This window comes from Aedoeadaptatus ivorii, assembly GCF_900638585.1.
In the GTDB taxonomy this organism is placed as follows: Bacteria; Bacillota; Clostridia; order Tissierellales; family Peptoniphilaceae; genus Aedoeadaptatus; species Aedoeadaptatus ivorii.
The window spans coordinates 547,333-560,525 of sequence record NZ_LR134523.1; the positions used below are offsets into that span (position 1 = coordinate 547,333).

Genomic DNA, 13,193 nt, shown 5'->3' on the forward strand with positions numbered 1-13,193 from the left:
TTACACATGAAAGTCTATAACACCAGTCAGGTCCGTAACTTGGCCCTCGTAGGCCACAGCGGTTCCGGGAAAACGAATTTAACCGAGGCCATGCTCTTCCAATCGGGAGCGACCAAAAAGATCGGCCACGTGGACGAAAAAAATACCGTCTCCGACTTCTCCAAAGAGGAGATGGAGAGAGGGACGTCCATCGGTACGAGCATTATTCCTATCGAATGGCGGAAGATGAAGCTGAACATCATCGATACGCCCGGCTATATGGATTTTATCAGCGAATCCATCGGCGCACTGCGCGCCGCCGAAGCGGCACTGATGATTATCGATGCCACCGCCGGGGTGCAGGTGGGAACGGAACGGATGTGGAAATACACCGAAGAGATCGGATTGCCGCGGATTATCTTCGTCAATAAAATCGACGGCGAGAACGTAAATTTCCGCGCCTTGATGGAACAGATCGAGAGCCTTTTCGGCAAAAAGGTCATTCCCTTCTCCGTGCCCATCGGAGAGGGCGAAGAGTTCGTCGGCGTTACCGACGTTATCTTCCAAAAGGGATTCCGTTATACCGATGCGGCGCCGGCGGAAGTCGAACTCAACCACGACCAGATCAAGGCGACCGAGCGGATGTACGAAGAGATTGCGGAGGTCGTCGCCGAGTCCGACGAGGTCCTGATGGAAAAGTATTTCAGCGGCGATAAATTCACCCGCGACGACCTGCTGCGCGGCGTAACGACGGCGCTTTTGGAAGGGGACGCCGTGCCGCTATTGGTCGGCAGTGCCGAAAAGGGAATCGGGATCGACATTCTCTTGAACACCATCGTCAACTATATGCCCGCACCCGACGACGAGCGCGCCCATACGGGCTTCCGCTACGAATCCGGCGAAGAGCGCGAAATCGGCGATGCGGATCCCTTCTCGGCGGTGGTATTTAAGACGATTACCGACCCTTATGTGGGAAAAATCTCGATCTTTAAGGTGCTGAGCGGCGTATTCAAAAAGGATATGGGACTCTATAATGCCTCCCAAGGCGTCGAAGAGAAAAACGCCGGGGTCTTTGCGATTCGCGGTAAGGAGCAACTCCCCGTAGACGAGATTCACGCCGGAGACATCGGCGCCGTCGCGAAATTGACCCATACCAAGACCGGCGATACCTTGGCGGATAAGGCGCATCCGGTTATCTACAAAAAGGTAAAGATGCCGCAACCGGTATATTTCTACGCCATCGAAGCGGCGTCGAAAAACGACGAAGAAAAGCTCTCGACGTCGCTCCGCAGACTCCAAGAGGAAGATCCGGGCATCGTCATCGTCAGAAATCCCGAGACCAAACAACTTACCGTGGGCGGACAGGGCAATGTCCACCTGGACGTGATCCTCGAAAAGCTTAAAAATACCTTCGGGGTGGCGGTCAACAAAGTGCCCTTTATCATTCCCTATCGCGAGACGATCCGAAGCACCGCCTCGGTACAAGGGAAGCATAAAAAACAATCCGGCGGCGCCGGCCAGTACGGCGATGTGTGGATTCGCTTTGAGCCCACGGACGAGGACTTCGTATTCGACGAAGAAGTCTTCGGCGGCAGCGTCCCCAAAAACTACTTCCCCGCCGTAGAAAAAGGCCTTGCCGATGCCATGGAAAAGGGCGTCCTCGCGGGCTATCCCGTGGTCGGCGTCAAGGCCGTGCTCTATGACGGCAGCTACCACGATGTGGACTCCAACGAAATGAGCTTTAAGATGGCGGCGTCCCTCGCCTTTAAGAAGGGGATCCCCGAGGCGAACCCCGTGCTGCTCGAGCCCATTATGCGGGTAGAAGTCACCGTACCCGACGACTATATGGGCGATGTCATGGGAGACATGAACAAACGCAGAGGTCGCATTCTGGGTATGGACCAGCAAAAGGGCGGCGGCCAGCTGATTATCGCCGAGGCGCCCCAGGCGGAAATGTTTGAATACGCCATCGATCTGCGGGCGATGACCCAGGGTCGCGGCGCTTTCACCATGGAGTTCGAGCGCTATGAAGAAGTGCCCGCCCAACTGGCGCAGGAAATTATCGAGAACGCGAACAAAGAATAAACCCAATATAGAGAAAACGCACGGACCGCGCGGTCGGTGCGTTTTTTGTTTGCTCCTCGTCGGGGTCTATGCAATGGCTCTTCGGCTTCGCCAATGGATTGCATTTTTGGTCAAATCGGTCAACAACGGGCAACGAGATGCCTGAAAAACGGCAACCCTACAAATTCGGGAAAACGCGGTCAACAAGTGCCCAACGCATTTCATAGACGGAAACAAAGTGGCTATGATATATTTTTTCTAAGCTCAAGCATATGGTATAAATATTTATGAAAGGATTGGAATATGTCGAAAGAACATGTAAAGATTTCCGTCATCGGGGCAGGCGCCGTGGGTGCCTCCACCGCTTTCTCTTTGACCATGGCAGGCCTCGCCAACGAACTCGTCGTCGTCGATTTGAACGAAGAATTGTCCGAAGGCGAGACCATGGACCTCAATCACGGGGCCAGTTTTATCAATCCCATGACCATTACGGCGGGGGATTATGCCAAGACCGCAAACTCCGATATCGTCGTGATTACGGCGGGCGCCGCCCAAAAGCCCGGAGAATCGCGGATCAATTTGGTGGGAAGAAATATTAAGATTTTTGAATCCATTATTCCGCAAGTCACCGCGTATAGTCCCGATGCGATCCTCTTGGTCGTATCGAACCCGGTAGACATTCAGTCGCTTTTGTCGCTCAAATTGTCGCACTTTCCGAAGGAGCGAATCATCGGCTCCGGTACGGTTCTCGACAGCTCCCGCTTAAAATACGAAGTGGCGCGCCGCTTGGATGTCAGCCCCCACGACGTACAGGCCTATGTGCTGGGAGAACACGGAGACACCTCTTTTGTATCCTGGGATCTGATGACGATTCAAGGCATTCCGATCGAGACCTTTGCCGAACAAAAAGGGATCGAGTTCACCCCCGCCCTTCGAGAAGACATCGAAAACGACGTGCGCAATGCCGCCTATGAGGTCATTCAGCGCAAGGGCAACACTTCGTATGCCATCGCCATGTCCGTAACGCGGATTGTAAAGGCGATCCTCAAAGACGAACACTGCATTCTACCGGTCTCTACCTTCTTAGAGGACAACAACGGCATCAGCAATGCTTATCTGAGTTTGCCCGCCATTGTGGGGAGAGAGGGCGTCGTACAGACCTTAAATATCGAACTGAAGGGCGAAGAACGCGAAAAGTTCAACCACTCCGCGAGCGCGCTCCAGGACGTCATCGCCGCCCATGGCGCCTTGGCATAACGAGAAACACATCGGGCATTGTCCACACCCCTTATGCGACATAAAAAATTGTGCCGGCGAGATTCGGTTCTCGCCGGCACGATTTTTTTGCGAAGAAAATTCGATCGACGGAATTTCTAGTCCCTCGAAGGGTTAAAGATCTTCTCGTATTTGGTCAGCAAAGATTCCAAACTGTCCGCGTCGTAGGCGATATAGGCATTGTTGGCTTCTAATTCTCCGAGAAGGCTTTCAAAGAGATCCATCAATCGGGGATCGGTCACGACGGAGATCTCTGCGGTCTTCGCCAATTTGCTATTTTTTAAGAAACACTGCGTTCCGTTGTAGTGGAAGTTAAATTCCTTGTAGTTCTTTAGATTCCTCGTGGCGAAATCGTCGATCAGATAAAATTGAATCTTGGGGTTGTTGCGCATACATTCGATGATATGGGCATAGTGGCGGGATCGCTGTTCGGGGCGCAGCCGGTAGTGAATGCCGCAGTGCATGATATAGCCGTGTTCCATATATTCGAAGAGGGAGGAACGGGGCATAAAAAAATCGATCTCCGCGTTGATAAAGAGCTCTTCCCAGATCACTTCCAATTTCTTGATCTCTTGGATTTCCGCCGAGGTGCCGTCCCCGTTTTGATTGCTCTCGACGATGTCGGAGACGACTTCGGGCGGCAGGAGGAACTCGAATCCGTAGCCGTTTAAGAATTTGAACTGGCTTCCGGTGTAGAAGTTTGTGCGGAAATTGCTGCTCGCCACCTCTTCCGAGTCGATGGTCTTGAGCGCATAGTCGGGATTGGGTACCTTGGCCGTGATAAAATCCGAAAATTCCCGCACGAGATCCAGATCGAAGCTATAGGTGACGGTCTCAAAGTTTCCTTCGTTGTCGATGGTAAAGTTGGAAAAGAACTTGTCTTCAATCACGATAAATTTAAAGCCGCTGAGGGGACTCGTATCGTAGAGCTCAATCGAAAGATTGCTGTATGCGCTCATCAGTCGATAAAGTTGTAGGGAATTTGCCGTCTCGTCGAATGTGTAGCCCGCCGCTACGGTAATCTGACGATCGTTCAGCTGGTACTCTTTGATAATGTCCAGGATAAACTTCATCTGCGGCGAAAACACGTCAAAATTCGTCCAAATATAGAGCGGTTCCGCATCGCCCAGGATTATCAAGTCCTTTAAGATTTCCGCAATCTGTTTTTTCACTTTGTAGGTTCCCGCGTGAAAGGCGAGCTCGTTGCCGCCCACTTCGACAAAGGGCTCCGGCGCCGCTTCGTAGTAGGCGTCGTTTAGAATTTGTGTGATCTTTTTTGCGAGCTGGTCTTCGGTAAGATCTTGAAGACCCCGGCGGTCGATATGGAAGGTATGGTAGAAAAAGGGGAGCGCGTCCTCTTCTATAATGGCTTCGGCAAAGATCGCACCGAGGGTGTCGTTGATCTCGTGGATCGCCTTTGCCGTGGGCAATTTAGTGCCGGAACACCATTTGCTGATATACGAGGTGTCGTAGCGCAGGGCATTGGCGAGGACGATCAGTTTGGTATCTGTAAAATCGATGAAACGCTTTAATAGTTCGGAATAGCTTCGAATCACTATGTATTCTCCTTTGGAATTTCTGTCAAATGGGTGTATGGGTATTATATAGTACATTCGGCGCGGCGTCAGGACCTCCTCGCATTCGGAGATCAAAAAAACGAGCGAACCGATGTCCACTCGCTTGGGGTTTTGGCGGGGTCGTCTACTGATCGGTTTTACGCATTTCGCGAACGGAGGCGAGGAATAAAAAGAGTCCGATCAAAAACATTATCACCAGCGAAAAGATCGCCCGGGATTGGCTGCCCAACAAGGTCGTGAGCGTCGAGATCATAAGCGTGCCGATGATCGATGCGCCCTTGCCGAAGATGTCGAAGATGCCGAAGTATTCGCCGCTTCGTTCCGGGGGGATCAGGCGGACAAAGTGAGAGCGGCTCAAGGACTGGATCCCGCCCTGAAAGAGGCCGACGGCGACGGCGAGGAACCAAAATTCCGCCAAGCTGTCGAGCTGTACGGCAAATAGGGCGATGCCCGCGTAGCAGACGATACAGAGGGCGATCAGCCGGTACGCGGGGTATTTTTTGGAGAGCCGCGCAAAGAGCAAAGAGGCGGGGAAGGCGACGATTTGGGTCACCAAAAGCGCGAGCAAAAGACCCGAGGAATCGAGCCCCAGCGATTCGCCGTAGGCGGTGGCCATATTGATAATGGTATAGACCCCGTCGATGTAGAAGAAAAAGCTCAATAAAAACAGATAGAGCGCCTTGTCCCTGCGAATGTGTTTCAGGGTCTTCGCCATATCGGAAAACGAGGCGGCCTCTGTCGAAAAGTGGGTTTGCCGATAGGTCTTTAGGACCGGCAGCGTAAAGAGGAGCCACCAAAGCCCGTTGATAAAAAAGACGATTCCCATGGCGACTCCGGTATCGAGGCCCATCTTGGGAAAAAGCAATATCACCGCCAACGAGAGGACAAAGGGAATGCAGCTTCCGATATAGCCCCATGCAAAGCCCGTGGCGGAGACGCGGTCCATATTTTCGGGGCTCGTCACGTCGACGAGCATCGAATCATAAAAGATCAAAGAGGCGTTATAGCCCGCCTTCGCCAATATAAAGGCGATCAGAAAACTGCGCCAATCGGGGAAAAACGGAAATAGCAATGAAACCGTGACCGCAAAGGCGACGGAGACCAAAAAGCTCCTGCGCCTGCCGATCTTTCCGTCGGCGATGCGACCCAGAAAGGGGCCCGCCAAGGCGATCAATACGGTCGAGATCGTCATTCCCAGCCCCCAGTAGCTGAAGTAGTCGGTGGCGGAGATGCCCGCCCGATCGGTAAGGCTTCGAAAGTAGATGGGGAGAATGGTCGTCACCAAGAGGACGAAGGCGGAATTGCCGACGTCGTAGAGCATCCAATTGCGTTCGGAAACGGTAAAGTTTTTCATGTCACACTCCACTGAAATTCAGATCAAAAAACGGCGGATAGGCGTCCTCGCCTTCATACAGCGCCTCGATCGCCTCGACGGCGACGGGATAGGCGAGGCGCATGCGTGTCATTAAGGCGGGGGTGGTGATATAGCGGGATTCGAAAAATCCTTTGTCGTGCATCAACTTGCCGCCGAAGGATTTTTGCATGCCCAACAGGCGCAGTAGTCGCATCTTTCGATCGTACGCGCCGGGGGAGGAGACGTGAAAGAGCATCTCCACGAGGCGAAAGGAAAACAGGGCACTGCGTACGGCGTGGATGTCGCCGCCTTCGTAGCGGCCGTAGACCGGCACGATGGCATCCGCCACCTTATCCGGATGGGGAAGAATGTCGCGGCTAACGAACCGAAGCGGATCGATGCCTTCTTCTTCGAGCACCGCGCGGTCGTGCTCCCGCTCCATGGTCATATGGTCCAGGGCGACTCTGTCTTCGATGCGATCGATAAAGGGGTGCAGGGAGATGTCCAAAGAAAAATGGCAGAGCAGGCCCAAAAGATAGGCCCAGGTAGGATTGTTGCGATCGGAATAGCGGATCCAACCGCGATTTTGCCGCAGCAGTTTTGACAGGCTCTCGGCGTGAATGCGGCTCCCGAGATTGTCCGCCCGATAGGGTAAGGCAAAGAAAAAAATATCGGGTCCCTGATTGCCGATTAAAAAATGCGCTTCGTACTTTTGGGCGACCGCTTGCGCGGCATCCGGCAATAGGGTAAGGATACGCTTTCCGAAAAAATAATGGGCGATATGACTTGCCATAACATCTCCTTTCGTGCTTTTGCTATACTGGGTATAGGAGGTACACATGGACAAAAAAACAATCGATTTTATAGAGAGCCTCTCCGGGGACTATGCGGAGGATCTGAACCGCATATCCGACGAAGTGGAGCGACTCCACGCCGCCGGGGAGACCGAGCGCGCCGAAGCCCTACTGGAATACGGCAAGCGTCGCATACGAGAAAGGGACGCCGGAGAAGAGGAGTTTCGAAGCGTAGCGGCATCCGAAGGGGATCTCGGCCGCTTTTACATCCTGTTGGAAGGCGTCTTTGAAAAGATTTTACAAGAAGATTTTGCTGCGGCCGACGCGATTGCAGAAACCATCGCCGAAGAATCGCCGGTGATTGCCGTCGCGCTGGCGGCATTGGAAGACGACGAGCCGCTGCGTTCCTTTCAATCTTTGGTCGAAGAAGTGTTATACCGCGTGGCGCATACGGACGAGAGCGTGCCTATCGCGGGCCCCGAGATCGAAATCTATTTGAGCGTGCGGGGCGGTTTGGCGCTGGAGCTGAAGGCCTTTGACCGGGCGGAGCGCTATTTGAACGACGCGCTGGCGGTCAATCCCGCATCGGTCACCAATAGGCTGACGCTTTCGAAGCTGTATCGCATGACCGGCCGAGAGGACGAAGCGAAGGCGATGAATCGAAAGGCATTTCAAAACGCCTACCGCGCCGCCGACTTCGCCGAATGTTTTGCCAACGAAGGCTATTTCCTCTATAAAGAGGGCCGCGCGAATTTGGCCCTCGCCTGTTCGATGATCGCGCTGGATTACGACGAAGAAAATAGCGAGGCGGAGGGCAATCTCATCCTCCTGCGCCAAAAATATCCGGAGGTAGAGCCGGCGTCGGAAGACGAATTTGCCGACTATCTGCAGGCGAATGGGATTACCGGCACCCTATCGGAGGGGCGTGCGGAGATCCTCAAAAAGCTCGCCGAGCGCGCGGAATCCGACGAAAATTATGAACTCGCCGCCGATATCTGGATCGATCTGGAAACCATCCTCGGAGACGATGCGATCCACGAACATATTCACGAACTGATGCACAAGATGGAGCAAGCCCCCTCTATCTTTGCAGGCGATGCGGACGGCGGCTCCTGTGGCCATCACGACGAAGGGCACCATCATGCGTGCCGCCACGGGGAAGGCCATCACCACGGGAAAGGGCATCATGCGTGCCGCCACGGGGAAGGCCATCATCATGGGGAAGGACATCACGGTTGTCGCCACAGCGAGGATTCGAAAAAGGGCGACTGCTGCGGCGGCGAATGCGATTCCGAGAACGTATAGATATGCACATCCGCCGTCTTCCTTTATAGAATATGGCGCATGCGATCGTATATATTAGATCATAAGTTTGTAAAATCGAGATCAGGATATAAGAAAAGGCAGGTCAATTTTGACCTGCCTTTTGCCGTCCTGTGATTATTCACCGAATTTTTCTTTGATGTATTTGTCGATGCCTTCTGCGGCTTGTTTGCCCGCGCCCATGGCGAGGATAACCGTCGCCGCACCGGTGACGGCGTCGCCGCCGGCGAAAATATCATCGACGGAACTTTGTCCCAATTCGTCGACGATAATGCCTTCGCGTTTATTGGTTTCGATATCGGGGTTGGTCGAGGTGATCAAGGGGTTGGGGTTGGTACCCAGCGCCATGATGACGGTGTCGACTTCCAATTCGTAGTCCTGTCCTTCGAGAGGGATGGGGCGTCTTCTGCCGGATTCGTCGGGTTCTCCCAATTCCATGGGACGCACCGTCATGCTCTTGACCCAGCCGTCTTCGTCGGCGTGGATTTCTACGGGGCTGGCGAGGAAGCGGAATTCGATGCCCTCTTCCATGGCGTGGTGCACTTCTTCCAGACGAGCGGGGAGTTCTTCCTGCGTTCTTCGGTAGACGACGGTGACGTCTGCGCCCAATCGCTTGGCGACGCGGGCCGCGTCCATGGCGACATTGCCGCCGCCGATGATGGCGGTCTTTCGGCCGGCGATAATCGGGGTGTCGTAGCCGGCTTCGTAGGCGTGCATCAGATTGGTACGGGTGAGGAACTCGTTGGCGGAGAATACGCCGTTGTAGTTTTCACCGGGGATATTCATAAAGCGAGGGAGTCCGGCGCCGGTTCCCAAGAAGATCGCATCGTAGCCTTCGAGGCGAATGCCGTCTACGGACATGGTGCGGCCGACGATGGTGTTGGTTTCGAATTTGACCCCGAGGTCCTTCAGTTTTTGGACTTCGCTGTCGACGACCTTGTCGGGCAGACGGAATTGGGGAATGCCGTAGACCAATACGCCGCCGGCGTTTTGCAGAGATTCAAATACGGTGACGTCGTAGCCTTTTTTCACGAGTTCGCCGGCGACGGTAATGCCCGCGGGGCCCGCGCCGACCACGGCGACTTTGTGGTCGTTGGGAGCTTCGACTTCCATGGTCTGAATATTATTTTCACGGGCGTAGTCGGCGGCAAAGCGTTCCAATTTGCCGATACTGATCGCATCGCCTTTGTTTTTCAATACGCAGTGCATTTCGCATTGGCTTTCCTGAGGACATACCCGTCCGCATACGCCGGGGAGGGCGGTGTACTTGGATAATTCCCTGGCGGCCTGTTCGTGATTGCCTTCGGAGATTTCGTGGATAAAGGCGGGAATGTCAATGGAAACCGGGCATCCGGTGCGACATTGGGGATTTTTACAGTTCAGGCAGCGTTTTGCCTCGGTCATCGCCTCTTCTTCGTTGTATCCGTAGCAAACCTCTTCAAAGTTTTTGTTTCTCTTGTCGGGTTCCTGTTCCCGTACGGGAACTCTCTTAAAGCGATCCATCATGCATTCCTCCAAACTTGTTGGCCTTTCGTCTTTTCCACGTCGATATATTGTCTTTGCCGCTTCATCGCCAAATCGAAGTCTACCTTGTGGCCGTCGAATTCCGGGCCGTGTACGCAGGCAAATTTCGTCTCGCCGTCGATCATAATTCGGCAGGCGCCGCACATGCCGGTGCCGTCGACCATGATCGGGTTCAAAGATACGATGGTGTGCAGATCGTATTTCTTCGTGGTGAGGCAGACGAACTTCATCATAATCATCGGTCCGATGGCGACGCATACGTCGTATTCGTTGCCTTCGGCGATCAATTCGTCGATCTTTTCGGTGACCATGCCCTTAAAGCCGTAGCTGCCGTCGTCGGTACACACATAGAGATTGCAGTCCAGATCTTTGAATTCTTCTTCGTAGATGACCGCGTCTTTGTTCTTAAAGCCGATAATGACATCGCAACGGATGCCGCGTTCGGAGAAATAGCGAACTTGGGGATACACCGGGGCGGCGCCGATGCCGCCGCCGACAAATAAGTACTTTTTCGTCTTGAGCTCTTCATCGTCGATATGGATAAATTCCGAGGGAACGCCTAACGGGCCGACGAAGTCCTTCAGATGATCGCCGACTTCCTTGGAAGCGAGCTTTTTCGTGGAGGGACCGGTGGCCTGCACGACGAGGTCGACCCAGCCTTCTTTGCGGTCGAAGTTGGCGATGGTGAGGGGAACTCTCTCGGCCGTCTTGTCTGCGATAACGATTACAAACTGTCCGGGTTGTGCCGCTTTGGCGACGCGGGGGGCGTCGATGCGCAACAGAAACACATTTGGCGCCAAGTCTTTCTTTTCTTGAATCTTAAACATATTTTCCTCCCATATATTCTCCTTTTCTCCATTATAATAGATAGGGAGAAGAATTTCTACCGATTAGTGAAAATATTATCGAAATATGAAAACCTATTCTCGCCCTTGATTCCGACCATCAAGTGGCGTAAACTGTTTTCTAATAAATTAAGAAAGGCATTGAACGAGAGGAGAGAGCGATGCAGTATTATTCCACCCGAGACCGATCCCAAATCGCAGACGAGAAAGAGGCGATTTTTCGCGGTCCCGCGCCCGACGGCGGGCTCTATGTGCCCGAAACCCTGCCGAAGTTTTCCTATGCGGATTTTCTTGACGCGCCGTACCCGGCGCTCGCCGCGGCGGTGCTCGCGCAGTTTTTCCCGGCTTTCGATTACGATGCGCTAAGTTTCTGGACGCAGGCGGCCTATGGCGATTTTCGCACGCCCGGCGTCGTGGGGTTTTGCGATCTCGGCGAATGTACGGTGGCGGAGCTCTTTCACGGGCCCACGGCGGCGTTTAAGGACTTCGCCCTTCAGATGCTGCCCCGCTTGATGTCCGCCTCGGCAGAGGGGCGCCGGGTGCGCATCCTTACCGCCACCAGCGGCGACACGGGAAAGGCCGCTTTGGCGGGATTTCAAGACGTGGAAAACACCGATATTTTCGTATTTTATCCGGCGGGCGGGGTAAGCCCCATGCAGATGCGGCAGATGGCGACGCAGCAAGGGAAGAATGTACACGTCTATGCCGTGCGGGGCAATTTCGACGACGCCCAGCGCACGGTCAAGGAGATCTTCGCCGACGAAGGAATTCGGCGCCGAGGAGAAGAAGCGGGGATCGCGTTTTCCTCGGCGAATTCCATCAATATCGGCCGATTGGTGCCGCAGATCGTCTACTATATCTACTCGTACTTGGAACTGGTGCGCCGCGGCACGATCGAGATGGGAGAGAAGGTGGATGTGGCGGTGCCCACGGGAAACTTCGGCAATATTTTGGCGGCCATGTACGCAAAGGAGATGTCTCTGCCCATCGGAGATTTTATCTGCGCCTCCAATCGAAACAATGTACTTACCGATTTTATTCGCACGGGCGTTTACGATGCGAATCGCCCCTTTTACAAGACGACTTCGCCGTCGATGGATATTCTGGTGGCGAGCAATATAGAGCGGTATCTGCACCGCATACTCGGTAGGGACTACAAGATCCGCGAGCGGATCGACGCCCTGAAAGAGGCGGGGAAATATAGCGTACCCATAGACGCGATTCGCCGCTCTAAGCTGGTCGGCTACTGGTCCGGTGATGCGGAGGCGGAGGCGCGAATTCGCGAGGTCTTTGAGAGGGACGGTTATTTGATGGATCCCCATACCGCCGTGGCCTACGACGGGATGAAAAAGCACGGTGCCGCGCGCCACGTGTTGGTAATGGCGACGGCGAGTCCCTATAAATTCCCCGACACCGTAGCGCGAGCTCTGGGCATCGACGAAGACGACGAGCGCGCGCAACTGGAAAAGATCGAAGCGCTAAGCGGCGTCCCGATCCCCGCGCCCTTGGCGGCGGTCTTCGACCTGCCCCTGCGCTTTGAAGATACGATCGATGTAGAGGAAATGCGTACAGTCGTACAGGAGGGTTTTTATGATTGAGGTAAGGGTGCCGGCGACGACGGCAAATATGGGGCCGGGTTTCGACGTGATCGGCATGGCGCTAAATCTACACAATACCTTTACGTTTTCTATGGACGGCGGCGAAGTGGATCGGGATTCGATGATCTACCGTAGCGCCGAGGTCGTATTTCGACGGGCCAAGCGGCCGATGGACGGCTTTGTCTATGCGGTAGAAGCCGAGGTGCCCATGGCGCGGGGGCTGGGAAGCAGCGCCACCTGCATCGTGGGCGGTATGGCGGGGGCGAACGCGCTTTTGGGCTCTCCCTTTTCTCGCGACGAGATCCTCGAGATGGCGTCGGATTTCGAGGGGCATCCGGACAATGTGGCACCGGCGTTGTTGGGCGGCTGTGTCGTAAGCGCCCCCGGACCGGACGGGGTGTTTTACCGCAAACTGAAGCGGGCGTCGGACTTTACGCCCATCGTCGCCATTCCGGATTTCGATCTGTCGACGGAGAAGGCGCGGGCGGCGCTCCCCGAGGCGTTGGCCTATGGCGATTGCGTCTATAATATCGGCAATATGGCGTTTTTGGTCTACGGCTTGGAGACCGGAGATTTCGAGGCGCTCCTACGGGGTGCGGGCGATCGCATCCACCAGCCTTACCGGGGGCCGCTGATTCAAGGCTATGATGCCATGGCGGCGATCGAAGAGACGAAAAAAGGGAAAATGCTGATCAGCGGTGCCGGTCCGACGCTTCTGTTTTTGACCGCGGCGACCGAGGACGCGGAAGCGATTCAAAGCGCATGGGAGCGCATTGCCGCTCCCCTCGATGCGCATTGGGAGATCCGCACCCTCGCGGTGGACGATGCCGGCGCCGTCGTTCGGAAGATCTAAAACGGGC

10 protein-coding genes are annotated in these 13,193 nt (G+C 54.5%); 5 read left to right on the plus strand and 5 right to left on the minus strand.

Annotated features, from left to right (window positions below; genetic code table 11):
* Positions 1 to 6: 6 nt before the first annotated feature.
* Complete coding sequence (gene fusA / locus EL294_RS02725; protein WP_126465015.1) at positions 7 to 2,064, plus strand: elongation factor G; 2,058 nt, start codon at positions 7 to 9, stop codon at positions 2,062 to 2,064.
* A 282-nt stretch (positions 2,065 to 2,346) separates the two neighbouring features.
* Entirely contained in the window at positions 2,347 to 3,300 is a 954-nt protein-coding gene (locus EL294_RS02730; RefSeq protein ID WP_126465017.1) for an L-lactate dehydrogenase, read from the plus strand.
* Positions 3,301 to 3,416: 116 nt separating this feature from the next.
* Here the strand turns inward: EL294_RS02730 and EL294_RS02735 are convergent, their stop codons facing one another.
* From EL294_RS02735 to EL294_RS02745, 3 genes are all read right to left on the minus strand, one after another.
* A complete protein-coding gene (locus EL294_RS02735) occupies positions 3,417 to 4,874 on the minus strand; it encodes a hypothetical protein (RefSeq protein WP_126465019.1) in 1,458 nt (485 codons plus the stop codon).
* A 145-nt stretch (positions 4,875 to 5,019) separates the two neighbouring features.
* Positions 5,020 to 6,249 (minus strand): MFS transporter, encoded by a 1,230-nt coding sequence (locus EL294_RS02740; RefSeq protein WP_126465021.1) that lies wholly within the window; start codon positions 6,247 to 6,249, stop codon positions 5,020 to 5,022.
* A gap of 1 nt (position 6,250) precedes the next feature.
* Positions 6,251 to 7,042, minus strand: a complete 792-nt coding sequence (locus tag EL294_RS02745) for a zinc dependent phospholipase C family protein (RefSeq protein ID WP_164715190.1) — start codon at positions 7,040 to 7,042, stop codon at positions 6,251 to 6,253.
* 46 nt (positions 7,043 to 7,088) lie between these two features.
* On the opposite strand from EL294_RS02745, the gene EL294_RS07945 reads away from it, so the two are divergent.
* Positions 7,089 to 8,348 (plus strand): tetratricopeptide repeat protein, encoded by a 1,260-nt coding sequence (locus EL294_RS07945; protein ID WP_197721110.1) that lies wholly within the window; start codon positions 7,089 to 7,091, stop codon positions 8,346 to 8,348.
* Between the two features lie 135 nt (positions 8,349 to 8,483).
* On the opposite strand, the gene gltA is transcribed toward EL294_RS07945, so the two are convergent.
* Both gltA and EL294_RS08145 read right to left on the minus strand, forming a co-directional pair.
* Positions 8,484 to 9,872, minus strand: coding sequence for an NADPH-dependent glutamate synthase (gene gltA, locus EL294_RS08140; protein WP_307383151.1), 1,389 nt, complete (start codon positions 9,870 to 9,872; stop codon positions 8,484 to 8,486).
* Complete coding sequence (locus EL294_RS08145; RefSeq protein WP_307383153.1) at positions 9,869 to 10,717, minus strand: sulfide/dihydroorotate dehydrogenase-like FAD/NAD-binding protein; 849 nt, start codon at positions 10,715 to 10,717, stop codon at positions 9,869 to 9,871. Before EL294_RS08145 ends, gltA begins: the two co-directional genes overlap by 4 nt.
* A gap of 179 nt (positions 10,718 to 10,896) precedes the next feature.
* Here EL294_RS08145 and thrC point away from each other — a divergent pair, with 179 nt between their 5' ends.
* The gene (gene thrC / locus EL294_RS02760; protein WP_126465025.1) at positions 10,897 to 12,333 is read left to right on the plus strand and encodes a threonine synthase; all 1,437 of its coding nucleotides are present in this window, start codon (positions 10,897 to 10,899) and stop codon (positions 12,331 to 12,333) included.
* On the plus strand, positions 12,326 to 13,186 hold the full coding sequence (gene thrB / locus EL294_RS02765; protein WP_126465027.1) for a homoserine kinase: 861 nt from the start codon (positions 12,326 to 12,328) through the stop codon (positions 13,184 to 13,186). The genes thrC and thrB overlap by 8 nt, the downstream gene beginning before the upstream one ends.
* The last annotated feature ends 7 nt before the right edge of the window (positions 13,187 to 13,193 follow it).

What these genes read in the sequence shown, in the direction of transcription:
- thrB (WP_126465027.1), top strand. Translation starts at nt 12,326, where the DNA reads ATGATTGAGGTAAGGGTGCCGGCGACGACGGCAAATATGGGGCCGGGT.
- EL294_RS07945 (WP_197721110.1), top strand. Translation starts at nt 7,089, where the DNA reads ATGGACAAAAAAACAATCGATTTTATAGAGAGCCTCTCCGGGGACTAT.
- thrC (WP_126465025.1), top strand. Translation starts at nt 10,897, where the DNA reads ATGCAGTATTATTCCACCCGAGACCGATCCCAAATCGCAGACGAGAAA.
- fusA (WP_126465015.1), top strand. Translation starts at nt 7, where the DNA reads ATGAAAGTCTATAACACCAGTCAGGTCCGTAACTTGGCCCTCGTAGGC.
- EL294_RS08145 (WP_307383153.1), bottom strand. Translation starts at nt 10,717, where the DNA reads ATGTTTAAGATTCAAGAAAAGAAAGACTTGGCGCCAAATGTGTTTCTG.
- gltA (WP_307383151.1), bottom strand. Translation starts at nt 9,872, where the DNA reads ATGATGGATCGCTTTAAGAGAGTTCCCGTACGGGAACAGGAACCCGAC.
- EL294_RS02740 (WP_126465021.1), bottom strand. Translation starts at nt 6,249, where the DNA reads ATGAAAAACTTTACCGTTTCCGAACGCAATTGGATGCTCTACGACGTC.
- EL294_RS02730 (WP_126465017.1), top strand. Translation starts at nt 2,347, where the DNA reads ATGTCGAAAGAACATGTAAAGATTTCCGTCATCGGGGCAGGCGCCGTG.
- EL294_RS02745 (WP_164715190.1), bottom strand. Translation starts at nt 7,042, where the DNA reads ATGGCAAGTCATATCGCCCATTATTTTTTCGGAAAGCGTATCCTTACC.